Genomic DNA, 24,819 nt, shown 5'->3' with positions numbered 1-24,819 from the left:
GCGGTCGAAAGAGCGCGAGAAGGGTGTTTTGGCCGCTTGTGAAAAGCTCGCCAGGCCGCGCCACGATCGGTCTCGGGTCGATTCTCGCCGTCGCAAGTGGGCCCAGGTTCATCTTGATTCCTGGTTTCATACCGGTACACTGGCGCCCTCCATGCGTCGCAAGCTCGCTCTCTTCGCCGCGATCTCCATGGCCGTCGGGCTGGCCGCGTGTACCAAGATCGAGGCCCGTGATCTGATCCGCGAGGGCAATCAGCTCTACAACGACGGTCAGTGGGAACAGGCGATCGAAAAGTACAACGCCTCGCTGGAGAAGGAGCCCGGCGGCGTCACCGTCCTCTGGAACCGGGCCATGGCCGCCGAGAGCATCGTCTTGCAGCTCAAGGACGCGACCGAAGAGTCGCAGATCGCCACGCGCAACGAGTACGCGACGCTGGCCCTGTCCTCGCTCGATGAGTGGAACGAGAAGCGAGAGAAGACCGCCGTCCAGGACGATCGGCCCGAGTGCGCCAAGCCCAAGCCCGCGGGCGAAGACGGAGCCGAAGGCGCCGACGCTGGGGCCGCCGAAGGCGAAGCCGAAGAAGAAGGCGATCCCGATCTCAAGGCCTACAACCAGCACCGCCTGGCGCTGCTCGGCGCCGACGCCCGCTGCGACGATCTGATCGAGTACTGGCGGCAGATGCACATGGCCTGCCCCCAAAACGAAGATCTCTACATGACGATCGCCCAGACCTTCGAGGACATCTGCGGGATGCCCGACAAGGCCGAGGAGTGGTACGTCAAGCGGACCGAGGACTTCCCCGAGAGCGCCAAGGCCTGGTACTCGCTGGCGACCCGGCGCTTCTATCCGCTGATGCCGGATCCCGACGCCGGGCTGCCCTTCAACGCGGCCCTCGACGCCAAGACCCGGATCGAAGTCGCCGACGAGGTCATCGGCTTCCTCGAGAAGGCGACCGCGCTCGATCCCCAATATCGCGATCCCTACGTGTGGCGCTCGATGGCCTACACGCAAAAGTCCCTCGCGCGCGAGTTCGTCGATCCGCCCGACACGCCGATCGACGCGATCGAGGCGATCCTTGCCCGCCGCGACAGCATGCTGGCCTGGCGCGAGACCAAGGCCGTCTGCGACATCGAGAAGATCCCCGACTGCCCGCTCGAGGCCGACCCGGGCGTGCTGTTCCGCGATCTCGAGACCGACGGCAGCTCGTGGAAAGACCGCGAGGTCAACCTGTGGGGCGACGTCATCAACGACTCGGTCCGCGAGGTCGACAAGGCCAAGCTCGTCTACGAGTTCGACCTCGAGGTCGAGTACACGCCGCCGCCGCCCGTCGTCGAAGGGGAGGGCGGGGCCGACGCGCCGCCTCCACCGCCCCCGGCGGTCGAGGGTGAGGGCGAGGCCGAGAAGCCGACCAAGATCGTCACGATCCGCTACACCTTCTTGCAGCCAGCCGGCGCAGAGGGCGAGGCGCCGCCAGACATCAGCGCCGAGGTCGAGGCTCAGCTCGAGGTCTGGAAGAAGCTCAAGATGGCCTCGTTCGCGGGCTTCATCGAGGGCAAAGGCGGCGAGTTCACCCTCCTGTCCCAGCAAAAGCAGTTCCAGGGCTGCTGCCCCCCTGCGCCCCTGACCGCTGACGAAGAGAAGTCCGACGCGACCCGCCTCGACGAGCTGCGGGCCGAGCTCGCGGCGCTCGAACTCGAGGCGGTCGAAGCAGACAACAAGGGCAAGGGCCGCTGAGCCCCCGCGCGAGCGCGAAAGGACCTCCTCGATGGCGTTCGAACACTACATCCACACGACCAAGGTCAACCCCGCCCGGATCATGCTGCTGACCGTGGCGGCTGGGATCGCGATCGTTGGCACGATCGCGATGATCTCGTTCATGTGGGTCGCGGGCAAGATGAGCATCGCGCGGGTCAACCCCCCGACGATCGAGTTCCTCATCGTCCAAATGACCGCCGAGGAGCCGCCTCCTCCTCCGCCTCCACCGCCGCCGCCCGCCGGCAGCGAGATGGAGGAAGAAGAGGAGGAAGAGGAAGAGGTCCCCGAAGAGGACGAGCCCCTCGAAGAGCTGACCCAGCCCGACGACAAGCCCAAGGACATCCCCGACAAGAAAAAGGGCAGCGGCGTCCCGACCGGCATCCCCGGCGGCGTGCCCGGTGGCGTGCCCGGCGGTGTCCCCGGTGGCGTGCCTGGCGGTGTCCCCGGCGGCGTGCCCGGCGGTGCGTCGATCTCGACCAAGCCCGGCGCCGGGACCTCGGTCTCGAAGAAGCCGCTTCAGGCCGTCATGCAGCAGGCTGTCTACTCGCCCGATCCGGACCAGAAGCTGCTTCAGCAGACCAAGGCCGCTCGCTTCGACAAGCGCGACGGCACCAACAAGACCTCATTTTGTGTCGACACCAACGGCAAGGTCGTCGACGTCAAGACCAAGACCAAGTTCCCCGGTGATCCGCAGGTCGACAAGATCATTCGTGACACCATCAAAAAATGGCGCTTCAAGCCGTTCATCGTCGGCAACAAGCCGATCAAGACCTGCACCGAACGCACGTTCAAGGTCAAGTTCAAGTGAGCGGCCGAGCCGCCTGACCCGGCCGCGACCGGCCCCCAATCAAAGAGACGACCATGGAAACCCTGCTCCTTCTCGCCGAAGAGGCCCCGTCCTTCACCCTTTCCGGCATGTGGGCCCAGATGGGCATCTTTGCCAAGCTGGTCCTCATCGTCCTGATCTTGCAGTTCATCATCACGTCGATCATGGCGATCGAGCGCTTCATCGTCTACTCGAGGGCCAAGAAGCAGAGCATCAGCTACATCATGCTGCTGCGGAACTTCCTCAACGAGCGCAAGCTCGACGAGTCGGTCGCCGCGGTCAAGCAGCACGCCGCCAGCCCGATCGCCAAGGTGGTCGGCTCGGGCATGGACGAGTACCTCCAGGGTCTCGAGGCGCTGCAGGAAGAGGGCCCCGACGACGTCGGTGACTTTGACCTCGTCGACGCCGTCAACCGCCAGATGGAGCGGACCAAGGAGCGCGAGACCGCGAACCTCAAGAAGGGTCTGGCGCTGATCGCCACCACCGGGTCGACCGCGCCCTTCATCGGTCTGCTCGGGACCGTCGTCGGCATCATCAACTCCTTCCAGGGTCTCGCGGGCGACGGCGGCGGCGGGCTCAGCTCGGTCGCCGGCGGCATCTCCGAGGCGCTGATCGCAACCGCGGTCGGCCTGCTCGTGGCGATCCCCGCCGTGATGGCCTTCAACTACTACAACTCGCGGGTCGAGGGCTTCGGCATCGACATGAACGACGTCGCGAGCGAGGTCATCAACTTCGTGCTCAAGGAGGGCCGGTACTAGCCGGTCCCTGCGGCCAGACCGGGAGCCACACATGAGCGGCATGGGAGCGCACACGGGTCGGCGAACGCGCCGGATCCCCTACAAGCAGGACCAGGGCATTCACGCCGCTGGGCCCCAGAGCAACATCAACGTCACGCCGCTCGTCGACGTCTGCCTCGTCTTGCTGATCATCTTCATGGTCGTCACGCCGATGCTCGGACGCGGCAAGGACGTTCAGTTGCCGACCCTGGTCGAGGCCGAGTCCCACAAAGAGGGCGATCAGGTGTTCGTGTCGGTCGACGACGAGGGCGTCTGGATCAACCAAACCGCGTACACGAGCCGCGGCGACTTCCAGGAGGCCCTCCAGGCTGAGGTCGCGGTCGCCGAGGGCAAGGCCAAGGCGAGCAAGTACGACGGCCCGATCCTGTTCATCAAGGGCGACCGCAAGACCAACTACGGCCGCGTGAGGGTCGTCATGGAGTGGGTCGAGGGCATCCACATCCAGGACGTCGCCCTCGTGGTCGACGTCAGCGGCTGATCCTCGCCATCCTCGCCATCATCGGTCTCGACCGCGAACGCCCGGAGCCGGCGCCTGTCCAAAGGACAGCGCCGGCTCTTGCTTTTTACGCCGAGGGGCGGAGATCTGTCGTGACTCGAAGCGGCGGCGAAAAGTCGATTCTCGGCCCCGTGACCCTCGCTTGCGCCCATGAATTCCGTTATTCTGCGCGCCCGGAGAGGCGTAAGCGTCAACTGACCTCCCCGTTGCGTCCCAGGAGAAGCAGAGCCCATGGGCATGGACACAGGTGGGTCCGGAGGCGGACCAAGCAGCGAAATCAACGTCACTCCACTCGTGGATGTGTGTCTCGTGCTGCTCATCATTTTCATGGTGATGATCCCGAAGAACGTTCCCGAGATCTCCGTGCGGGTTCCTCCGGACACCAAGAAAAAGAAGCCGCCGAAGCAGCAAAACGACACGCTCGTGATCGGCTTGACCAAGGACAACGCGCTGACCCTCAACAGTCAGCCGATCAGCACCCGCGACGAGCTCGGCGACCTGATCGCCAGCCGTCTGCAGGGCCGCGAGAAAAAGGTCGTCTTCATCGACTTCGACGACGACGCCAACTACGGCGACGCCGTCGAGCTCCTCGACCTCGCCAAGCGTAACGGTGCCGCCGTCCTCGGCATCATGAAGCACAAAAATCGGCCCGTGCCAGACACCCTCGTGGGAATCTGAGGAAACAGCATGTCCAAACTCGAACAACTCGCCAGTAAGTTCGGCCGTGGATCCACCGTCGGCACCGCGTTTGTCGGCGCCATCGGGATCCTCGGCACCACCGGGTGCATCTCCGACACCGACTGCGGCGTCTGTGACCCCGACAACCTGGTGCTCGAGAGCATCACCGGCATCAACTACGCCAACCGCCGGGTCCACCTCCTGACCGAGGGCGTGGACAAGGGCAAGTACTTCATCGAAGACATCGGCGCCTGCGTCGAGACCGAGGACGCCGAAGAGTCCCCGCGCGGGGCCGAGGAGTGGTGCAAGCTGTCGCCGCTCGTCAGCTGGCAGGGCCTCGAGTTCGTGTTCAACAACTTGCTCGATCCGACCTCGGTCGAGCTGGTCCGCAAGGACCCGAGCAACCCGCAGCTGTTCGAGATCTACGACTGGAAGACGCGGATCGCCGAGATCGAGGGCCCGATCACCCGCTTCAACGGCGACTACGTCGAGCAGACCGGCGAGGTGCCCGACATCATGTTGCGCTCGGTCAACCTGACCTGCATCGACAACCTGCGGGCCCAGGGCATCGACTACAACCACGAAGAGATCGACGCCAACCCGGACATCTGCAACGGGTTCTACGAGGTCGACGGCAAGATGCTGCCGCTCAAGACCCAGGCGGTCGGGATCACCAAGTCCTACCCGGGCGAGACCGACTGGCGCGGCGCGAGCTGCACCGCCCCGGACTCGGGCCCCGACACCTGCTGCACCGTGTGCGACTACGAGCTCTCGGTCAACGTCGCCAAGTACGGCGTCGACGACAACGGCGTGCGCCGGACACCGGCCAACGCGTTGAGCTGCACCCCCGGCGGCAACGTCTACGAGGACTGCGCCGGGTTCATCACCGACGTCAACCGCGAGACCGAGACCAACCGCTACGCCTACGAGTGGGACGGCAGCGTCGACACCTTCCGACTGCCGCTGAGCGACAAGATCCGCGAGACCCACCCCGACGACCGTGCCCCGGGCATCGAGCCCGACGGTGTCCCGTGCCAGAGCGACGCCGACTGCGACGCGCGCCTCGGCTCGGACTCGGGCGCGGCCTGCATCGGCACGACCCCCGAGGGCGTGACCTGCGACGCCGAGACCGAAGGCTGCGCCGACAAGCACTGCAAGGCCGAGTGGTTCGTGGGCTGCGTCGACGACAGCGCGAACACGGGCGGATCCTGGTGCGTCGACCGGCGGTTCAAAGACCGGGGCGCGGGCGCCTGCTTCGTCGCAACCGAGTCGTTCCAGGCCTGCGAGCCCGATCCGGTCAACACGTGCACGACCTGGGCGGCCGGCAACCGCCTCGCACGCTGCGACACGGGCGAGTTCCCCGACGGCAACCTGCTGGCGAGCGAGTGCTGTCAGACCGCCCTGGGCGCCGACATGGACGGTGCCGGGTGCGACCCGCTGTTCCAAGCCAACGTCGTGCCGATCCCGCGCTTCGACCGTGATCGGACCTTGCCCGAGGAGACCCGCGACTGCTTCTGCGGCGACCCCGAAGGCCAGCACCCGGCCTGCGCCGCCCAGATCGAGAACCTGTGCACTGCGCCGTGGGGCAACCTCGAGCGCCACGACAACGCCGACAACGAGGGCCAGTACATCACCCGCTTCGTGACCAAGGTCGGCGGCGTGATCTACGACCCGGCGCTCAAGGGCGTGCTCTACCTCCCCGGTGATCGCGGCAACCAGCCGCGCTCGATCGTCGAGGACTGCGCCGACCTCAACAGCGTCCCCGACCTCATTGAAGGCCGCAACATCCAAGACGGGTGGCGGATGCACGACAACGCCTTCTTCGAGACCTACGAGAACTTCGACCGCGGCATGTGCTCGGCGTCGGAGTACCGCGTGGTGTTCGCGAGCGACGGCGAGCAGATCCGCGACAAGGTCGGCAACGAGCTGTCGAGCGACAAGACCACCTACGTGTTCGAGACGCCCGAGTTCCACGTCGTGCCCGGGACCGGCTTCCCGACCGACAACCTGCGCATCGGCGCTTGCGACGACTTCCAGCTCAACCTGTCGAACAAGTACGACCTCGACCCGAAGAACCTCAAGAAGATCGAGATCATCCAGGTCAGCCGGACAACCGGCGAGGATCTGCTCGGCGAGGACTGCAGCACCAGCCTCCAACCCGAGTGCTGGGTCGAGGACTACGCCGTCGCGGGTGGCCCGAACTGCGTCGACGATCCCAACGACATCACGGAGGAGAACCCCCCGTGTCTGACCGTCGACGTCAGCCTTCAGCTCGAGGGCTCGGTCCGCGTCGTCATCGACTCGACTCAGTTCGGCGTTCAGCTGTTCAACTACGACGACAAGGACCCCGACGCCAACATCGACCCGACCTTCGGGCGCCCGGTCACCGGACGCTATCGCATGAAGATCCCGGGTCTCGAGGGGGTGGAGCACTTCGAGGATCTCGACCTCAACGACCCGGCGGACCTCGCGGCCTACGACGCCGCCTTCCACGATGTCTGCGGCATGCCGCTGATCACCGCGGGCGGTAAGAACTACACGGACTTCTTCTACGACTTCACCATCGACCCGCCCAAGTGCAAGGAGGACGAGGATGGTGACGATGTCCAGCTGTCCTGCGACAACGCCCGCGATCACTACAACCCCGATCAGGACGATCAGGACATCGACGGCTACGGCGACATCGCGGACCTGTGCCAGCTGACCCCGAGCGACAGCAACACCGCCGACTCCGACAAGGACGGCATCGGCAACGACTGCGACACCTGCCGCCAGACAGCCGACAAGTACAACCTCGAAGCGGCCATGCTCGGCGACCCGCGGATGTGGGTCCGGAACATCCCGTTCCAGTTCGACTTCGACAACGACGGCATCGGCGACGTCTGCGACAACTGCATCACTCGGGCGAACTGCGGCGTCTTCAACGACAGCAACCCGCACCGCGTCGGTGTCCCGGTGCCCTACGACGATCCGGGCGTGTGTCAGACCGACATCAACACCGACATGATCGGTGACGCCTGCATCGACCCCGACACCAACATGCCCATCAACGACCTCGACAACGCCGCTGGGCCGGTCGGGTTCGGCATGACCGACGACTTCGATCAGGACGGCATCAACAACCTCGAGGACTGGTGCCCGCGCCAGCCGGTCGCCCAGGACTACGCCGACCGGGCCGAGTGCACCGACGACGCCGACTGCGCGACTGGCTCGAACTGTGCCGTGACGCCCGCCAACAACGGCGTGCGCTACTGCAACCACGTGGACAGCGACGGCGACCAGGTCGGCGACCTCTGCGATACCTGCCCCTACGAGGCCAACCCGATGCAGGTCACCGACACGGGCATGCAGATCGACGACGAGGACGGGGACTTCGTCGGCCAGGCGTGTGAGACCAACTCCGCGTGCAACGTGCGCAAGGACGCGCGGCCCTACGCCTTCATGGATGTCTCGGTCAACGGCCAGTGCTGCGTGACCACCTATCCGGGCGACGGCGAGTACGTCATGAACGAGGACGGGAGCTGGGGCTGCGTCGGTCTGTGTGACCCGGACGGCTTCCCGATCACCACCGACTGCACCGACGAAGCGGTGCCCGGTGGCCTGCCCGACGGCGACGTGCCCGACGGAAGCAAGTGTCGGCTCCTGCCGGCCAAGTTGGCCGAGTTGCCGGGCGTGGTCGGGCTCGCCCCCGGTTGCCAGGAGGCCCTCGACGCGGCGGGCATGTGCGCGCCCCAGGGCGAGAACGACCCCAACTGCCCCTTCGAGATGGCGAATCGTCGCCTGACCCTGCTCGACGTGCCCGACGAGGACGAGCTGTGGCAGAAGATGTGCTTCTTGCCTCAGTGGGACCAGGACTTCGACGGCGTCGGCGATGCCTGCGACCTGTGCAAGTTCGCCTTCGATCCCTTCAACGAGCCCTACGTCGACGACAACACCGGCAAGCTGTGGGACAACTTCGGTCGCTTCTGCGCCGGCCAGTACGCGCCTGACGCGATCTGTGCCGCCGAGGAGGAGGCCGAGGGCGGCACCGACACCGGCGACAACGGCGAGACCGGCTGATCGGTCCTACTCGACACGACAAAGGGCAGCCAAGGGCTGCCCTTTGTCGTTGCTCCGGCGTTCTCTATCCTCTCGTCGATGGCCGAGACCGTCGAATTTTGCCGCGAGCTCGCGCTCGATGAGCCGCTGGCGGGCACCGCCAACGACGCCGTCACGCGCTGGATTTTGGTCGAGGACTGCGCGCGCTGGGGAGCCAAGGTCCCGCGCGACAGCCAGCTACCGCTCGCGGTCCGCGAGTGGCTGCTCGCCCGCAACGCCGAGCCGGGCACGCGGGTCCAGCTGATCCGCCGCCCGGGATCGGGCCGCGGCCAACACCGCAAGCTGTTCATCTGCGAGGCCCCAGCCGCTGGAGCCGGGCGACGCCTGATCGAGCTCGAGCTCTCGGTCGACGACATCCCGAGCCTCGATCCCGACGCGCTGCTCGCTCGCGCCCCGGGCCTCGCCGATCCCCGCGAGCTCGCGAGCTTGTGGCTGGTGTGCACCCACGGCACCCGCGACCGCTGCTGCGCCAAGTGGGGGATGGCGACCTGGGAGGCCCTCGGCGGCCGCGACTCGGACCGGGTCTGGCAGTGCTCGCACCTCGGCGGCCACCGCTTCGCGCCGACCTTCCTGACCCTGCCCAGCGGGCTGCTGTGGGGCCGCTTCGACAACGCGGAGCTCGGCGAGCTCGCGCGCAGCCTGAGCGCCGGTCGCCTGAGCTCGCTGGCCAGCCTCCGCGGGCGCTGCAGCTACCCGCGCCCGGTCCAGGCGGCCGAGTGCCTCGTCCGGGCCCGCGAGGGCCTGGTCGAGGACGACGCGCTGGTCTTCGCCGAGCGCGAGACCCTCGCCGACGGCGCCGACCGGGTGACCTTCACGCAGGGGTCGCGGCGAATCGAGATCGAAGTCGAGAAGGTCGGGCTCGGCTTCGCGTCGCCCGGCAGCTGCGGCGATCCGGCCGAGCCCCGGATGGGCTACCGCGAGCGGGCGCTCAAACCCCGATGACCTGGTTGCGGCCCGCTTGCTTGGCCCGATACAGGCGCTGATCCGCGAGCTCGATCAGGCGGCCAGCGTCGCGCATCGCGGGCTCCCACTGGGCGACGCCAGCCGAGATCGTGATCGGGATGCGCTGGCCCTCGAACTCGAAGCGCTGGGCCTGGACCAGCCCGCGAAGGTGATCGGCGAAGCGGGTCGGACCGGGCGGCTCGAGCTTGTGGATGATGATCACGAATTCCTCGCCGCCGTAGCGCGCGAGGAAGTCGCCCTCACGGGCGTTCTCGGCGACCGTGCGGGCGACGTCGCGGAGCACCTGGTCACCCGCGCGGTGGCCGTAGGTGTCGTTGCAGCGCTTGAAGTGATCGATGTCGAACAACATCAGCGCGAGCGGATCGCCGGTGTGGGCGACCTTGGCGATGAGGTTGACGATGGTGCTGTCGAAGGTCGGGCGATTGTGGATCCCGGTCAGCCCGTCGAAGCGGGTGAGCGAGTAAATGTGCTCGTGGTAGGCAGCCTCGATGTTGTTGCTGCTGATGAACTTGAGGATCGTCTTGCCGATCGTGATCTGGTCGCCGTCGTCGAGGTAGACGGTGTTGATCTGCTTGTCGTTGACGAAGGTCCCGTTGGTCGAGCACAGGTCAAAGAGCCGGATCCCGGCGGTGTCGGGCGTGAACTTGGCGTGGCTGCGCGAGACCAAGCCGTCGTCGAGGTAGAGGCCGGCTGCGCTCTCGCGCCCCGCGACCAGCTCGTGGTCGAGGTCGTACTTGCGACCGACGTTGTCACCCTTGATGACGATCAGACAGGCCGAGCGCGGCTCGAGAGGCGGCCGCGTGCTGTCGCTGTCGGGGACCGTCTGGTGCAAGGACGGGGCGCCCTTGGGACCGAGTCGTATGCGCGAGTGGGGTGGGTCGGCCAAGACAATGCGAGGTTACCAAGCTCCCGTGCCGCGGTGTTTGCGAGTGAGGCGGCGGGGCCATGGCGCCCTCAGGAGCGTCGATGTGGGCAGGGGGGGGGGGCCCATCGGCCCATCGCTCGGGCTGCTGCTCGGTGCGCTGATTGCGAACGATCGCTGACGGAGCTGCGCGGCCGGCTTCGCTGAGCTCAGCGCCGCGGCGCGCACTCCTCAGCGCCGTGGCGCGCACTCCTCAGCGTCGCGGCGCGCACTCCTCAGCGCCGCGGCGCGCACTCGTGGATCGCGTCGAGCGAGCTCGCCCGGAGCACGCACGCGACCTCGCGGTCGGTGCCCTCGTCGATGCAGCGCTCGCGCAAGCTGACGCGGTGTTCCTCGCTGACGGCTCCGGCGATCTCGGCGGCGCGGCCGTCGTGGGCCTCGCGGGTCAGCGCGACGATGTGATCGACCATCGCCTCGCACTGGCCGGCGCTGGGCCGTGGGATGCAGCCCGCTGCGGCGATCATTGCGGCGATCAGGGCCGTGATGCTCGAGCGGCGCATGGCTCGACGTCTCTGGGCGTCAGCAGGCATCGAGGAGTTCGGCGTCGCTGGCCATCGGTGCAGTGTGTCGCGGTGCCCGGGGCGGGACTCGAACCCGCACCCCCGAAGAGAGGGGATTTTAAGTCCCCGGCGTCTACCATTCCGCCACCCGGGCTGGAGCGCAGGAGTCTCCCACGCGCTCGTGTGTGGTCAAGCCATGCCCTCGGTGTCTTTTTTCGGACCGTGACACGCGGCCCCGAACACCTATTGGTGTGTCCAGCGCGATCCACATCTCCGGCATCCGAGTCGCGGAGCTCGACACTCCGGAACGCGCTGTTCGCGTCAGTCGCCCCCCCGTCGCGGACGGGCCCATCACCTGGGGAAAGATCACGCGTCTGGCCGGGGCGAAGGTGCGGGAGGGGCAGGGGCAGTCGGGGCTGCTCTACCGGGTCCACCAGTGCAGCGGGTGGGTCGTGACAGTCTATGGACCCCGCGGCAACGAGGTCGAGGTTGGGAGCGCGCGAATGCAAGACCACGCGCTCGCGCTCGCGGGCATGTGGGAGCAGGCGGTGGCCAGCGGCCGCATCGACATGACCTGAGGGATCAGTCGACGTGATAGAAGGGGTTCGGGACCAGCAAGGTCCGCTCTGCGTGGCCCCCAACGAGGTCGCTGGCCTGATCACCGAGGGTCAGCACGATCGTGAAGCCCTCGTCCTCGAGCTTGGCTCGGCGCGCGCTCTTGTACTCCGCCGCGCTGAGCTCGTTCTCGGTCTCGCTGCGCAGGATCAGCGCCTCCCAGCCTTCGAAGCCGGCCTCCTCGAGCACGCGCTTGGTGTCTTCGCGCTGGTGCTCACGGCGCCCGGTGATGAACACGACCGCGACCTCGTTGGCGCGGGCGTAGTCGTAGAGCTCCTCGATCCCGGGGACGACGCCCGGGGTGCCCTCGCTGACCCACTGGTTCCAGTTCTCGCGCACGAAGCAAAAGTCCGAGCCGGTCAGCTGCTCGAAGTTGTCGAGGGCCGTCTCGTCGACGTCGAGCACGATCGCGAGCTTCTCACCGCGCTCGCGCGCGGCCACGCGTTGCTCGAGGTAGGCCTTGGCTTCCGCGACGACGCGGGCGGTGGCGTCGGCGTGCGGACCTCCGGGGGCGCCGTAGGCCGTCAGCGATCCGATCACTTGCTTGCGGCATCCGAGCTCGGTCTCGAGCTTGGCCGCGATCTCGTCGCGCTCGGCCGTGACGGCCTCGAGATCGGCTCGCAGGGCGGCCAGCTCTTCGGCGGAGCGTTCGCGCTCGGCCGCGAGCGCTCCATCGCTGTGGGCGTCCTTGCACGCGAGCGGCGACAAAAGCAGGCAGGCCGTGAGGAGGGCGGGCAGGGGCGCGGCGCGGTCGAGCATGTCCGGGTCGCATCCTACTGCCTTTCGCGTCAGCTGACTCGGGCGGGGCCCGAGAGCCTCGTTTCGCTCGAGGCCAGAGGTCGCAAAAGACCGCCCCGAGCCGCGCGCGGGCGCGCGTGGCCGAGTTGTCACACTCCGCGCCGCCCGTGGCCGACGTCGCGTTTTTTCGCCCTCAGCGCTCGGGCCGACCGGGGAACAGCTCGATGACCTCGGCGGCCTCGGTCGCGGACTCGCGCTCGTCCGCGAGTCCGGACCCGGGCGCGGGCGCGGGTTTGCTCGGCAAGGCGACGAACTCGGCCAGCGCGCGGGGATTGGCGGTCGCGTCCTCGGCGACCCAGGGCTCGGGGGCGGCCTGCGCCGCCCACTCGAGCTCGTCGAGCTCGTCGCCATCGTCGCTGTCGAGCTGCGCGGACGCGCCCGGATCCGCGAACACAGCCTCGAGATCCGCGCGGTCGAGGGCGTCGACTTCGAGCCGGTCGGTGTCGACGGTCGCGCGAAACAGCCGACGCTTGCGGGCCTGGAGCTCGAGGATCTTGTCCTCGACGGTGTCGGCGGCGACGAGCTTGTAGACCATCACCGGTCGGCTCTGACCGATGCGATGGGCCCGATCCGTCGCCTGATCCTCGGCCGCGGGGTTCCACCACGGATCGAGGTGAAACACGTGGTCGGCCTCGGTCAGATCGAGGCCGAGGCCGCCGGCCTTGGTGCTGATCAGGAACACTGGGGGGCCCGCGGGATCCGACCAGCGCTCGAGCACCGCCGACCGATCGCGGGTCCGTCCGTCGAGGCGCAGGTGGGCGATCCCGGCGGCGCTCAGCGTGTCCGCGACCCGATCGAGGAACGAGGGCCACTGCGAGAACACCAGGCTGCGGTGACGATCGGCGATCGCCTGGTCGAGGAGCAGGCGCAGGAGCTCGAGCTTGGCCACGCGCCCGCCGACCTCGCGGGCCTCGGGGAAGGGCAGCAGGGCCGGGTGGCAGCAGGCCTGGCGGAGGCGGGTGAGGGCCTCGAGGATGTGGAGGGCCGCCCCGCCGACGCCGCGCTGATCGACGGCCCCGAACACGCTGCTGCGGTAGGTCTGGCGCACGCGCTCGTAGAGCTGGCGCTGCTCCTTGCCGAGCCGACAGCGGAGGATCTGGGTCTGCTTGGGCGGGAGCTCGGTCGCGACCTCGGACTTGAGCCGTCGCAGGAGGAAGGGCCGCACGCGACGGCGGAGGCGAGCGAGCGCGGCGGCGTCTTCGTGCTTGTGGATCGGATCGACCCAGCGCCGTCGAAAGCGCCGCCGCGATCCGAAGAAGCCCGGCATCAGCAGCTCGAACAGGCTCCACAGCTCGAGCACGTTGTTCTCGAGCGGCGTGCCCGTGAGCGCGACCGGGTGGGCGACGGCGAGGCTACGCGCGACGCGGGCGACCTGGCTGTCGGGGTTCTTGAGCGCTTGAGCCTCGTCGAGGATCAGGTGGCGGAAGCGACGGCCTGCCCACAGCTCGGCGTCCTGGCGCAGGAGCGCGTAGCTGGTTGCGATCACGTCGACCTCGGCCGGGGGGGTCCCGCGGCGGGGCCCGTGGTGGAGGTGGATCCGCAGCGAGGGCACGAAGCGCTCGGCCTGCTCGCGCCAGACGTGGAGGACCGAGGTCGGGCAGACGATCAGCGAGGGCGGGCCCGGGTCTTTGGCCCCCGCGTCCTTGCCGTGGGTGTCGAGCAGCAGCGCGAGGGCCTGGAGCGTCTTGCCCAGACCCATGTCGTCGGCCAGGCAGCCGCCGAGGCCGTGGTCGCGCAAGAAGCACAGCCACGCGTAGCCTCGACGCTGGTAGCCGCGCAGCTCGGCCTGGAGGCCCGGCGGCGGCTCGCGCTCGGCCACGCCCTCGAAGGCCCCGAGCGCGCGCGCCCGTCCACGCCAGTGGGCCGCGCGCTCGACTTGCTCGGGGTCGTCACCGACGAGCTCACCGAGCGAGAGGAGCTCGTCGGCGAGGGGCAGGGCGTGGGCGCCGAGTCCGTGGTCCGAGTCGCTGCCGAGCTCGACGAGCTCGGCGAGCGCCCGACCGTGACGATCGAGCCAGCGGCTGGGCAGCGCGGCGATGCGCTCGTCGGGCAAGCGAACGAAGCGCTGACCGGCGAGCCAGCTGTCGATCACCTGGGGGGCTGGGAGCGCGTGCCCGTCGGGGCCCTCGGCCTCGAAGTCGACCTCGAGCTCGAACCAGTCGGTGCTCGGGCCGAGCTTCATGCGTGGGCGCAGGGGCTCGGTGAGCACGCGGTTGCGGGTCAGGGACGCCTCGCCGAACACCTCCCACCCGCGCTCGCGCAGGGCCGCGAGGCCCTCGGCCAAGAAGGTCCACGCGCCCTCGGCGAGGAGCTCGACGCTGGCCTCGCGCCCGACCCGAGCCTCGAATTCTGCCCGCCGCGCCCGCTCCCAGGTCGCGTCGCGGACCAGGGTCAGGTCGTCTCCGAAGCTCAGCCCCGCCCGATCCTCGACGCCGAATTCGACGCAGCGCCCGTCGCTGAGCTCGTAGGCGAGCTTGGCGGTCGCGCGGAGGACCTCGCCGCGCTCTTCGAGGTACAGCCTCGCGACGCGACGGGCGACCGCCGACGCGCCGACCTCGACGGGCGCCGGGATCTCGATCGGGACCGGCGCGTGGGCGAGGATCGTCCGCGCGAGCTCGTCGAAGTCCTCGACGTCGAGGACGACCGCGGCCGCCCCGATCCGGTCGAGCAGGTGGACGGGGACGTCCTCGGCGAGGGGCCGCAGCACGCCCGACGCGGTCAGCACGATCGAGGGCTCGAGCCGCCAGTGATCGAGCACCCCCTCGGACCAGCGCGCCTCGAGCTTGCCCGGCGCGCCCGCGCTGACCCGCAGGGTCGGGCGCCAGGCCAGCGTCGACGCGGTGATTGGCAGCTGCTCCCAGCGCAGCTCGAGCTCGTCCCCGGCCTGCTCGAGCGCGCCGAGGAGCTCGTGGGCGATCCGGGCCCGCAGCCGCGGGGCCTGGCGCGAGTAGGTGTCGAGCTTGCGCAGCTCGGCCAGCTGCGCGACGAGATCGTGGACCCGGAGCAGCTCGTCGCTGGGCTTGGCCTTGGCCAGGAGCTTGTCGACCGCGCTCGGGCAGCGGATCGGCTTGAGCCAGCCGTCGCCGCGCTTGTTGGCCCGGACGAGGCGGACGTCGAAGTCGAAGCCGCGCTCGTAGCCGCCGGTCGGGAACACGTGGATCAACAGGCGACAGGCGCGATCCGAGCGTGGCGAGGGTGGGGGAGCGCCGCTGGGCTCGAGGCCCTCGTTCGGGTGATCGCGCAGGAGATAGCCGAGCTCGAGCTGCCAGCAGGGGCGCTCGAAGAGGTCGCGGCCGTCGGGCCGACGCCACAGCTCGAACACCACGACCGCGGCCCGGTGCTCGCAAAAGCCGTGCTGGTCGTGGGTCTTGCAGCCGCAGCGAGCGTCGACGCGGCGCCACATCCCCTCGCCGTCGGGGAACTCCAGCCACTGGTCGCTCGCCCACTCGCGGACCAGGATCTGGGCCCCGAGGACCAGCTCGGGCACGCGCGCGAGGGCCTCGTCGGGCAGCCGCCCGCGGTGTGACAGCCAGGTGAGCAGGCCGCGGACGCGCGCGACCGTCAGCTGCTCGGGGGGCGGTCGATCACGGGGCGTCACCGTTGATCTTGTTAGCCCCTCGACGGCCGCGGGGTCCAGTGGCCGAGACACTCACCGTCGAGCTTTGCTAGCAGCCCGGGGTGCTAGCAGCCCGGGCTGCAATGCCTCGCGCCGCCTCGCTTGGCCTTTTCGCCGAGGGCTTTGTCGCCAAAACTTGCAGTACGCCCGGTACAGCGGCGTTTTGGCTTCGCGCCCTCGGCGAAAATTCCGGCGCGAGGCGACACGATGCATTGCAGCCCGGGGTGCTAGGGTCTGTCCATGGAGCCTGCGCAGGAGATCGAAGACGCGCTCGGAGATCTCGCCGCGCAGCCCGATGACGACGCGCTGCGAGCGAGGGCCGCGACGGCGTTGACCGCGGCGGGGCGCCATCGCGAGGCCGTCGAGATCCTCCGCGACGGGCTGATCAACCTCACCGCCCACGACGGTCCGACGCTGCCGTGCCTGTGCGCTCGCTGTCTGCGACCGGAGCTCGTCCACGCCGAGGCCGAGCAGATGAGCTTCACGCGGGGCTTCGTGGTCGCGCGTGGGCGGGTGCTCTACTACTGGGCGCCGGACGAGATCGCGGACGATCCGGGGCTCCTGCGCGCGGTCGCGGCACAACTGTCACGCCGCCTCGTCCGGCGCGCCTGAGTCCGAATCGAGCTGAGTATGACCATGCCCGCCGGCCGCTCGCCCCGCTCGCCCCGCTCGCCCCGCTCGCCTGAAGCTCGGCGCGAGTTCGGCCGCAGGCGCGCGCTCGTCGAGCTCCTCGATCCGGACCCGGCCGTGCGCCGCCACGCCGTCGATCTCGTCGAGCTCGACGCTGTCGGGTTGTACGCGCTGCGCGAGCGACTCCTCGACGACAGCCACGGCCCCGTGCGAGCCGCCGCCGCCGAGCGCCTCGCCCGGGCCGCGCGCTCGATCTTCGACGCGGGACCGCCGACGCGGGCCGAGGCCACGAGCTGGCTGCTCGACGCCGTCCACGATCCGCTGTCGAGCGTGCGGGCGCTCAGCTGTCGGGCCGTGGCTCGCCACGTCGAGCGTGAGGCCGAGATCGAGGCCCGCCTGGCCGAGATGCTGACCCGGGATCCGAGCTGGCGCGTGCGCCGAGCGGCCGCCCGCGCGCTCGCGGCCGTCGCCCAAGCGGCGGCGATCTCCGCGCTGATCCCCGGGCTCGAGGATCCCTTCTGGCGCGTGCGCCACGGGGTGATCCAGGCGCTGGCGTTGATCGTGACCCGGGCTACGCAGGACGAGGCCGAGCGGGCCCGGTTGCGGCGCGAGGTCCTGCGGGCGGGCGCGGGGCTGCAAGAAGCCGCCCGCGCGGCCCTGGCCTACCTCGCCAGCGGCTGGCCCGAGGGCGAGGACGAGGTCCCCGCGGTGCTCGGGTTGATTCGGGATCCGGGCGCCGGGCTCGAGCTCAGCGACGCCGACCCGGCGGTGGTCACGGCGCGGCTGCAGGCGGCCAGCGACGTGGCGCCCGACAAGCTCGTCGCGCTGCTCGCCGAGTCGCATGTACCTCTGCGTGACGAGGCCACCCGTCGCCTCGCCAAGATCGAAGATCCGAGCTGCCTCGGGCCCGCGCTCGCGTGGCTCGAGGACACCCGGGTGCCCAACGCCCCCGCCGCCGTCCGGGGCTTGCTCGAGCGCCTCGGCGATCGGGCGCGCGGGCTGGTCGAGCGCGCGCTCGAGGACGCGCGGCCCGGGGGGCTGGCGTGGGCGGCCGGGTGGATCGCCACCTACGCGGCCGAGGACCTGCACCCTCGGCTGCTCGCGCACGCCGAGCATCCGAGCGCCGAGGTCCGGGTCGCGGTCGTCGCTGCGCTCGGGCGCCTGCTCGCGCGAGAGCGCGGCCACGAGCCCGAGCTGCGCGCAGCGGTCGCGCACGCGCTGCGGGATCCGATCCGGCGCGTGCGCGATGCGGCTGCGATCGGGCTGATCGAGCTCGGTGAGCCCCTCGAGCTCGAGCGATCCGGGTACGCGAGCTTTGGACCGGTCGTGCGTGCGCGCCTGCTCGCAGAGGCCAACTTTTCACAGCTCGGCCTCGATGACCGCGATCCTCGGGTCCGAGCTGTCGCGTTGCGGGTCTCGTCACAGCTCCCTGAAGCCGCGCACGAGCACGCTCTCGCAGACGCCGACCCCTGGGTCCGCAGCGCGGCGCTGGTCGGTCGGGCCGAGGCCGCAGCCGCGCTCTTGCTCGGTGATCGAGAGCGCGATCCTGGGGTCCGCCGGGTCGCCGCGCGCGAGCTCGTGCGGGAGCTTCGTCGGGGTGGCGACGCCATCGAGCGCTCCGAGCTCCTCGCGCTCCGCGACCGACTCCACGTCGACCCCGATCCGTGGTTGCGGGCGCGCGGAGCCGAGCTGGTCGACCCGAGCGGCTGTGACGACGACGGGCTCGCGCTGTTGTTGCTCGCAACCCGTGACGCCGCCGCGATGGTCCGCATCAGCGCCGCGGCGGTGCTCGACGCGATCCCCGAGCTCGGCGCGCGGCTCGAGCAGCTGCTCGCAACCGCCGAGGCCGCCGAGCTGCGCGTCGCCGCCTGGTCGCGGCTCACGGCCACCTTCGCGCCGGGCGATGAACCTGGAAGTCGCGCGCGTCTCGAACGCGCGAGCGCGACCGAGCGCGACCCTCGAGTCGTGACCCACCTCCGCGCGCTCGCGCTGCTGTTCGGCGCCGAGCCACCCGCCGCCGCGCGCCCTCCCGCGCTCGAGCTCGAGCCCGGACAGCGTCGGCGCGCCGAAGCGAAGAGCACCGAACTCCGAGCGAAGATCGAGCGGCGGCCCCTCGGGCGGACCGGGATCGAGCTGGCCCCGCTGGTCATCTCGGGCGCCTTCTCTCCGACGCCGTCGACGCTCGCGCTCGCGGTCGAGCACGGCGTCGACACGATGTTCTGGGAGCCCCGCTACGCCAACGCGACCCGCTTCCTGCGCGAGCCCGCGCGCCGAGACCTGCAGGTCATCACCGGCAGCTTCCACGCCGATCGCCGCGCTCTGGCCCAGGATCTCGAGCGCGCGCGCCGTCGCCTCCAGCGTGATCAGCTCGACATCTTCTTGCTGTTTTGGGTCCGCTCGCCCGCGCGCCTCGACCCGGCGGTGCTCGAGACCCTGCGCGAGTTCCAGGCCCGGGGCTGGATCCGCAGCTACGGGTTCTCGACCCACGATCGGGCGATCGCCTGCGCGGCCGTCGAGACCGGCGACTGGCCGGTGATCATGACCCGCCACAGCGCCGCCCATACCGGTCCGGAGCGCGAGCTGCTGCCCGCGGCCGCCGCCGCGGGGGTCGGGGTCCTGAGCTTCTCGGCCCTGTGCTACGGCAGGATGCTGCGGCCGTCCGCGGTGTTCGAGCACGGTCCCCCCGCGCCCGACTGCTACCGCTACTCGCTGTCACAGCCGGCCGTCAGCGCCTGCGTCAGCGCCCCGCAGCGGCCCGCGGAGCTGCTCGAGAACCTCGCCGTCCTCGCCACGCCGAGGATCGACGGTGACCGCCAGGACGTCCTGCGGGCCCATGGCCGGGAGATCTACGCCGACAACAAGCGCTTCGATCGGCTCTTGCGCCGCGGCGGCACGGCGCCGCTGCGCGAGGCGATCCTCGAGCTGTTCGAGCGCGCGTCCGAGCCCCGCGAGGCCGCGTGCACCGAACCCGACCCGGCCGCGCGGCGCTGAAGAGAGCGCCTGGTCGTGACCCATCCTTTCGTGTGATCCTCTACGAACCCGGACCGCGACGAGCTAGCCAACTGTCCGCGATGCAACGTCGCGGCTGCGCCCGACTACCACTGAATGACACGTGTCACGGGGAACGCTCTGCGGCTTCTTCTTCCCCGTGCCACGTCGTGCCGAGCAAGTAGGTCCCGCGGTCCGGGTCCCTTTCGCGTTGGCCCCTCATGCTCCTCCCCAACCTCATCCTCGAGCTGCGCGGGCTCCTCGACGATCCAGAGGCCAAGCTCGAGCGCATCGTCGAGCGGCTCCGCGCTCACGATGACCTCGCCGAGTACGAGGTCGCCCGCCACTACGTCGCCAAGCGGCTCGAGCCGGTGATCCGCGCGTGGTTGGCGAGCCCCGATCCGCGCGTGCGCGTCGAGGCGATCGCCGCCGTCCGCCAGACCTTCTCGAAGCCTGCGGCGGCCAAGGTCCTGCGCCACCTGGTCAAGGACGCCACGCTCTCGGTCCGCGGCGCGGCTCGGCGGGCGGTCGCGGAGCTCGGGCTCGACGACGTCGCGCTGCGCAACACGACGATGCGCGAGCCCCGACGAAGCAGCTGGCCGGGGGGCTGGAACCCAAGCGGTTGGCAATTCGGCACCGGCCGCAACCGTGGCCGTCCGAAGCTCGCGCCCGCGCCGGTCCGCGCCGGGCTGCCCGCGCTGGCCGACGTCGACGCCCTCGCGGTCTGGCTCGGCTACGAGGGCGCCGGGGAGCTGCGTCGCTTCATGCGTCCGGGCAGCGAGACCGGCTCGCCCTACGTCGACTTCGAGATCGCCAAGGCCCGCGGCGGTCAGCGGACGATCTCGGCCCCGCGCGCGCCGCTGCGGGCGATCCAACGCAAGATCTACGCCGAGCTCCTGGCCAAGGTTCCGGTCCATGACGCCGCCCACGGCTTCGTCGTCGGGCGCTCGACGCTGACCAACGCCGCGCCTCACGTCGGCGCTGGCTTGCTGATCAAGACCGACATCCGCGAGTTCTTCCCCTCGATCCACTACTGGCGCGTGCGCGGGCTGTTCTTCTCGCTCGGCTATGGTGAGGAGGTCGCGTGGGCGCTCGCGGCACTATGCACGCGGCGGCCAGTGATCGATCCCGAGGGCGAGCGCCGGGTCGCGTGGCCCGGCTTGCTGCCCCAGGGCGCGCCGACCTCTCCGGCCCTCGCCAATTTGGTCTGCCGCCGGCTCGACGCCCGCCTCAGCGGCTTCGCGGCCAAGATCGGCGCTCGCTACACCCGCTACGCCGACGATCTCAGCTTCTCGATCCATGACCCCGGGCGCGCGCAAGGCCTCGAGGTCGGGCGCGTGCTGTGGTGGATCGATCAGATCCTGCAGCAAGAGGGCTTCGCCGAGCACCCGGGCAAGCGCCAGGTCCTGCGGCCCCACCGACGCCAGCTGGTCACGGGCATCGTCGTCAACGATCACCCGACGGTGCCCCGTGACGCGCGGCGACGCTTCCGGGCGATCCTGCACAATGTCGCGCGGCGCGGTCTCGCCAGCGAGGCCCGCGGCCGCGACGACTTCGCCGACTACCTGCGCGGCTTCGCGGCCTACGTCGAGATGGTCCAGCCGGAGCTCGGAGCCCGCTGGGTCGCCGAGGTCGACGCGCTGCTGCAGTCAGCGTAGGACCAGGCCGCGACCCCACCGCGCGCGCATGCGATCGTGGAGCGGCCCCGAGGCGCCTGCCATCGATATCTCCAGCGTCTCGAGGCCCGCGAGGCGCGGCGAGTCGAGCACGACCGCGAAGTCGGCGAATTGGGCCTCGACGTCGCACAGGTAGAGGGCCTCGAGTTGCTCGAGTCCGCTGGCCTGCGCGAGCTGGGCCAGGCCCGCGGCCGTGAGCGGGTTCTGAGCCAGGTAGAGCTCTCGCCAGCTGCCGCGGGTCGGGCAGTCGAGCAAGCTGGCGAGCCCGGCCGCGTCGATCTGGTTGGCGGTCAGCGTCAGGGCACGAAGGGCCGGGGCGTCCAGGTTCGCCAGCTGGGCGCAGGCCTCGGCCTCGATCCGGTTGCCGAGGAGGTTGAGGCGCTCGACCTGCGCGAGCGAGACCTCCGCCAGCGCGGCCGCGCCGAGCGGCCCGACGCGGCCCGTGATGTGCAGGTAGTGCAGCCGCGCAAACCATGTCGGCGACGTCGCGCATACGCGCTGGAGGTCGTCATCGTCCACCTCCCGCAGGGTCAGGCGCTGGATCGGATCACGCTCGAAGAGCTCGTCGAGCACGCCCCGCAGCTGCGGCAGCGGGCCCTCGATCGCGTGGACGAAGCCCCGCTTGAATTTGGGGTGGACGTCGATCAAGTCGCGGGCCTGGGCCCACGCGTGCCAGCTGTCGACGTAGGGCTGCGTGCGGGCCTGGATCTCCTCCTCCAGCGCTTTGCGCTGGCTGCGGAACCCCTCGCGGCGATGGACTTCCAGGCTGACCAGCTCGCCGCGCGGATCGCCGACGCTCTGGAGCCAGTCGGCGTAGACCCGGAGGCCGTCGATGTCCTCGGTGTTGGCCTCGAGCTCGAAGTTGCGTGGGCGGGGCTCGGACACCTGGCGAGTATCGGCCACCGATCGAGGGCGAACAACGACAAACGAAGGCCGAGCGAGCTCGGCCTTCGTCGTGGGGGTGGCGGTCAGGCTCAGCGCGCCTGAAGCATGAAGGGGTAGCTGACCAGGGCGGTGCCGCCCTTGCCGACGCGCGGGAACTTCCAGCGCTTGACGGCCTTGGCGATGCAGTTGGCGACCGAGCTGTCCTTGGAGGTGTTCTCCTGCACGACCGAGCTCGAGACCTTGCCGGTGCCGACGATCGAGAACTGAATCGTCACGCGGCCCTCGAGGCTGGGGTTGCGGGTCAGCCCGGCGTTGTAGCAGCTGCGGACCTCGTTGAGGTGGGCGCGGACGATCCGGCGGATCATGTCCTTGTCGATGTCGCCCGTGACCTTGCCCTTGCCGACCCGCGGCGCCGGGACCTTCTTCTTGCGCTCACCGAAGCCGGTCGTGTTGCCGGTCCCGCCCTCGTTGCCGTGGTAGAGCCCGCCGCTGCCGTTGCCGTGGCCGAGCAGGCCATGGTTGCCCATGCCGATCAGCCCGCCCGCGGTCCCGCCACCACCCTTGCCGCTGCCGACCAGCCCGAGGCCGCCGGTGCCGTAGGCCGCGGCGTGCTCGGTCCCGACCAGGTTGCCCCAGATGTCGGCGTCGTCGTTGCCGACCGCGAACGCGCCGCCGTCGACGGACGCGAGGAAGTGCCGGTCCTGCGCGGCGAGGATGCCGAGGATCCCGGCTTCTTGCGCCGAGGCGGTCGGGCTGAAGTCGCGGGCCAAGCGAGGCACCGCGCTCTTGGGCCCCTTCATCGCGTAGGCACCCGAGCTGCTCTTTTGCTTGGGGTCGCCCATCTTGCCCTCGGGGCCCGAGGCGCGCTTGCCGGTCTCGCCGCTTTGGGCCTTCTCGTCCGACTCCTCCGACTCGGTCTCGACCGGCTCGGCCATGTCTTGCTCGTCGGCCTGGTGGAAGTACGAGGCGAAGCGAGTCGCGGCCTCGTCGTCGGCGAGCTCCATGGCCAGGGCGTCGTCGGGCATCGAGCGCATCAGCATGTAAAAGGCGGTGGCGATCGTCGCGGTCCCGCCGAAGTAGCCCCAAAACGGCCAGTCGATCTCGCCGCGCCCGGCGACCACGGCCCCGCGCTTGACCAGGTTGACGCTGAAGCGGACCTCGCCGTGGTCGACCTTGGCCTTGGCGCCGCTCGGCAGCGCGTAGTGGTAGGCGCCGCCGTGGCTCGTGGCCCGACCCGAGGCGACCAGATCGGCGAGCGAGATGTGCTGCTCGCCGAGCTCGACGCTGCCGGTCATCGCGGGGGTGAAGGCCAGGGAGTAGCCGCCGGCCATGCGCGCGACCAGGGGCGTCGCCGCGGGGTTCGGCAGCGCGTCGCCGCTGACCTTGAAGTTGGCCTCGGTGCCCTCGCCGATCGTGTAGGCCTCGAGCCCAGTGTCGCGCCGACGCAGGCTCCCGCCGAGGAAGGGCACGAGCCCGAGCAGCGCGAGCAGCATGCCGAAGGAGCCGGTCCCGAGGCCCGGGGCCGGGGGCGCCTCGCGGTGGTGCTGGTGGGCCTCGGCGACCTGGGCGTTGTATTCGTCCCAGGGCTGCGAGACCTCGTAGCCGAACAGGCCGAGGCCGCTGGCCATCATCACGCCACCGAAGGCCATCAGCGGCAGGGCGCTGCGAGTCCGGTTGCGAGCCTGGCCGACGTGGGCGACGTCGAGGATCGAGCGACCGTAGGTGGTGATGACCTCGGCGACCTCTTCGCTGCTGTCTTCGACCTTCGACAGATCGATGGCGAGCTTGGCCTGGGCGGGGGCGCTGGCGACCGGGGCAGGGGCAAGGGGCGCGCTGGCGACCGGGGCGCTGGCGACGGCCGGGAGCGCGTCGGCGATGCTCAGCTCGAGGCGGTAGGGCCCGAGCTCGAGCTTGTCGCCGTGGGCCAGGGCGTGGTTGCGGTCGATCAGCTCGCCGTTGACGCGGGTCCCGGAGCTGCTGCCGAGGTCGATGAGGCGGGCCTCGCCGTCGATCCCGACCTCGATGACGGCGTGCATGCGGCCGATCGTTGCGTCTTCGAGCCGGAGGTGGCTGCTCGACAGGCGGCCGAGCTTGATCACCTCTTGCGCGAAGCTGCGAGTGTCGACGAGTTGATCGTTGAGGAAGATGCGAAAGCTGATCGTCTTGCTGGCCATGATGTTCTCCACCGTCGGGCTCGGCGCATTGCCGAGCGGAAGTTGCACGAAAGTCATCGCGGGCCCGGTCGCAGAGGGGCTTCAACTCGGCAGCGCAAAGCAGCGGCGCGGCGGTGTCGAGGCCCGGGGCCATCGCTGTGTTCACGGCCCAAGACATCACCCTCCCCACGAGGTTCCGAGCGCGGCAAAAAACATTTGCCCGCCCAAACGGTCGAATTCACTGGCTTATCGGGTTGCCGACCGGTGGCTAGGGTCGTTGCGTCGCCGCGCTGGCAGGCTGCTAGCAGCCCGGGGTGCAATGCCTCGCGCCGCCTCGCTTGGCCTTTTCGCCGAGGGCTTTGTCGCCAAAACTTGCAGTACGCCCGGTACAGCGGCGTTTTGGCTTCGCGCCCTCGGCGAACATT

General features: G+C 69.8%; 17 protein-coding genes and 1 tRNA gene. 11 read left to right on the top strand and 7 right to left on the bottom strand.

All coding sequences use genetic code 11. The annotated features are described in order from the left end of the window. Nucleotides 1-151 precede the first annotated feature (151 nt). From ENSA5_RS35100 to ENSA5_RS35065, 7 genes are all read left to right on the top strand, one after another. Nucleotides 152-1,732 carry an outer membrane protein assembly factor BamD gene (locus ENSA5_RS35100; RefSeq protein WP_106396084.1) on the top strand — a complete coding sequence of 527 codons (1,581 nt, stop codon included), beginning with the start codon at nucleotides 152-154 and terminating at the stop codon, nucleotides 1,730-1,732. A gap of 31 nt (nucleotides 1,733-1,763) precedes the next feature. Continuing rightward, nucleotides 1,764-2,561, top strand: coding sequence for an energy transducer TonB (locus tag ENSA5_RS36720; RefSeq protein WP_146156454.1), 798 nt, complete (start codon nucleotides 1,764-1,766; stop codon nucleotides 2,559-2,561). A 53-nt stretch (nucleotides 2,562-2,614) separates the two neighbouring features. Continuing rightward, nucleotides 2,615-3,337, top strand: coding sequence for a MotA/TolQ/ExbB proton channel family protein (locus ENSA5_RS35085; protein WP_106396081.1), 723 nt, complete (start codon nucleotides 2,615-2,617; stop codon nucleotides 3,335-3,337). A gap of 31 nt (nucleotides 3,338-3,368) precedes the next feature. Further along, nucleotides 3,369-3,854, top strand: coding sequence for an ExbD/TolR family protein (locus ENSA5_RS35080; protein ID WP_106396080.1), 486 nt, complete (start codon nucleotides 3,369-3,371; stop codon nucleotides 3,852-3,854). 249 nt (nucleotides 3,855-4,103) lie between these two features. Beyond that, the gene (locus ENSA5_RS35075; RefSeq protein ID WP_106396079.1) at nucleotides 4,104-4,550 is read left to right on the top strand and encodes an ExbD/TolR family protein; all 447 of its coding nucleotides are present in this window, start codon (nucleotides 4,104-4,106) and stop codon (nucleotides 4,548-4,550) included. A gap of 9 nt (nucleotides 4,551-4,559) precedes the next feature. Next, nucleotides 4,560-8,609, top strand: a complete 4,050-nt coding sequence (locus tag ENSA5_RS35070) for a thrombospondin type 3 repeat-containing protein (RefSeq protein ID WP_106396078.1) — start codon at nucleotides 4,560-4,562, stop codon at nucleotides 8,607-8,609. A 78-nt stretch (nucleotides 8,610-8,687) separates the two neighbouring features. Next, nucleotides 8,688-9,590 carry a sucrase ferredoxin gene (locus ENSA5_RS35065; RefSeq protein ID WP_106396077.1) on the top strand — a complete coding sequence of 301 codons (903 nt, stop codon included), beginning with the start codon at nucleotides 8,688-8,690 and terminating at the stop codon, nucleotides 9,588-9,590. Here ENSA5_RS35065 and ENSA5_RS35060 read toward each other — a convergent pair. The 3 genes from ENSA5_RS35060 to ENSA5_RS35050 all read right to left on the bottom strand — a co-directional run bounded on the left by ENSA5_RS35060 (nucleotide 9,577) and on the right by ENSA5_RS35050 (nucleotide 11,187). Further along, entirely contained in the window at nucleotides 9,577-10,497 is a 921-nt protein-coding gene (locus ENSA5_RS35060) for a GGDEF domain-containing protein (RefSeq protein ID WP_258183117.1), read from the bottom strand. The genes ENSA5_RS35065 and ENSA5_RS35060 overlap by 14 nt on opposite strands. 251 nt (nucleotides 10,498-10,748) lie before the next feature. Beyond that, entirely contained in the window at nucleotides 10,749-11,033 is a 285-nt protein-coding gene (locus ENSA5_RS35055; RefSeq protein WP_106396076.1) for a hypothetical protein, read from the bottom strand. Between the two features lie 73 nt (nucleotides 11,034-11,106). Next, nucleotides 11,107-11,187, bottom strand: a tRNA-Leu gene (locus ENSA5_RS35050). Nucleotides 11,188-11,422: 235 nt separating this feature from the next. On the opposite strand from ENSA5_RS35050, the gene ENSA5_RS36715 reads away from it, so the two are divergent. Further along, nucleotides 11,423-11,611 carry a hypothetical protein gene (locus tag ENSA5_RS36715; protein ID WP_146156453.1) on the top strand — a complete coding sequence of 63 codons (189 nt, stop codon included), beginning with the start codon at nucleotides 11,423-11,425 and terminating at the stop codon, nucleotides 11,609-11,611. A gap of 4 nt (nucleotides 11,612-11,615) precedes the next feature. On the opposite strand, the gene ENSA5_RS35040 is transcribed toward ENSA5_RS36715, so the two are convergent. Beyond that, complete coding sequence (locus tag ENSA5_RS35040) at nucleotides 11,616-12,407, bottom strand: HAD family acid phosphatase (protein WP_181198483.1); 792 nt, start codon at nucleotides 12,405-12,407, stop codon at nucleotides 11,616-11,618. A gap of 172 nt (nucleotides 12,408-12,579) precedes the next feature. After that, the gene (locus tag ENSA5_RS35035; protein ID WP_106396073.1) at nucleotides 12,580-16,044 is read right to left on the bottom strand and encodes a DEAD/DEAH box helicase; all 3,465 of its coding nucleotides are present in this window, start codon (nucleotides 16,042-16,044) and stop codon (nucleotides 12,580-12,582) included. A gap of 258 nt (nucleotides 16,045-16,302) precedes the next feature. On the opposite strand from ENSA5_RS35035, the gene ENSA5_RS35030 reads away from it, so the two are divergent. From ENSA5_RS35030 to ENSA5_RS35020, 3 genes are all read left to right on the top strand, one after another. Then, entirely contained in the window at nucleotides 16,303-16,674 is a 372-nt protein-coding gene (locus ENSA5_RS35030) for a hypothetical protein (protein WP_106396072.1), read from the top strand. A gap of 18 nt (nucleotides 16,675-16,692) precedes the next feature. After that, a complete protein-coding gene (locus ENSA5_RS35025) occupies nucleotides 16,693-19,683 on the top strand; it encodes an aldo/keto reductase (protein ID WP_106396071.1) in 2,991 nt (996 codons plus the stop codon). Nucleotides 19,684-19,901: 218 nt separating this feature from the next. Beyond that, nucleotides 19,902-21,338 (top strand): reverse transcriptase domain-containing protein, encoded by a 1,437-nt coding sequence (locus ENSA5_RS35020; RefSeq protein ID WP_106396070.1) that lies wholly within the window; start codon nucleotides 19,902-19,904, stop codon nucleotides 21,336-21,338. Here ENSA5_RS35020 and ENSA5_RS35015 read toward each other — a convergent pair. Next, entirely contained in the window at nucleotides 21,330-22,241 is a 912-nt protein-coding gene (locus ENSA5_RS35015) for a leucine-rich repeat domain-containing protein (RefSeq protein WP_106396069.1), read from the bottom strand. The two genes, ENSA5_RS35020 and ENSA5_RS35015, sit on opposite strands and share 9 nt — an antisense overlap. A gap of 89 nt (nucleotides 22,242-22,330) precedes the next feature. Further along, nucleotides 22,331-24,463, bottom strand: a complete 2,133-nt coding sequence (locus tag ENSA5_RS35010) for an AgmX/PglI C-terminal domain-containing protein (protein ID WP_258183116.1) — start codon at nucleotides 24,461-24,463, stop codon at nucleotides 22,331-22,333. Between the last annotated feature and the right edge of the window lie 356 nt (nucleotides 24,464-24,819).

It is taken from the genome of Enhygromyxa salina (genome assembly GCF_002994615.1).
GTDB lineage: Bacteria > Myxococcota_A > Polyangia > Nannocystales > Nannocystaceae > Plesiocystis > Plesiocystis salina_A.
Note: the sequence above shows the minus strand (reverse complement) of the source record. Positions and strands in the feature narration are given on the sequence as shown.

Coding starts and splice junctions, on each gene's coding strand:
- ENSA5_RS35080 (WP_106396080.1), top strand. CDS start 3,369: ATGAGCGGCATGGGAGCGCACACGGGTCGGCGAACGCGCCGGATCCCC.
- ENSA5_RS35100 (WP_106396084.1), top strand. CDS start 152: ATGCGTCGCAAGCTCGCTCTCTTCGCCGCGATCTCCATGGCCGTCGGG.
- ENSA5_RS35075 (WP_106396079.1), top strand. CDS start 4,104: ATGGGCATGGACACAGGTGGGTCCGGAGGCGGACCAAGCAGCGAAATC.
- ENSA5_RS35040 (WP_181198483.1), bottom strand. CDS start 12,407: ATGCTCGACCGCGCCGCGCCCCTGCCCGCCCTCCTCACGGCCTGCCTG.
- ENSA5_RS35025 (WP_106396071.1), top strand. CDS start 16,693: ATGACCATGCCCGCCGGCCGCTCGCCCCGCTCGCCCCGCTCGCCCCGC.
- ENSA5_RS35020 (WP_106396070.1), top strand. CDS start 19,902: ATGCTCCTCCCCAACCTCATCCTCGAGCTGCGCGGGCTCCTCGACGAT.
- ENSA5_RS35070 (WP_106396078.1), top strand. CDS start 4,560: ATGTCCAAACTCGAACAACTCGCCAGTAAGTTCGGCCGTGGATCCACC.
- ENSA5_RS35030 (WP_106396072.1), top strand. CDS start 16,303: ATGGAGCCTGCGCAGGAGATCGAAGACGCGCTCGGAGATCTCGCCGCG.
- ENSA5_RS35085 (WP_106396081.1), top strand. CDS start 2,615: ATGGAAACCCTGCTCCTTCTCGCCGAAGAGGCCCCGTCCTTCACCCTT.
- ENSA5_RS36720 (WP_146156454.1), top strand. CDS start 1,764: ATGGCGTTCGAACACTACATCCACACGACCAAGGTCAACCCCGCCCGG.
- ENSA5_RS35065 (WP_106396077.1), top strand. CDS start 8,688: ATGGCCGAGACCGTCGAATTTTGCCGCGAGCTCGCGCTCGATGAGCCG.
- ENSA5_RS35055 (WP_106396076.1), bottom strand. CDS start 11,033: ATGCGCCGCTCGAGCATCACGGCCCTGATCGCCGCAATGATCGCCGCA.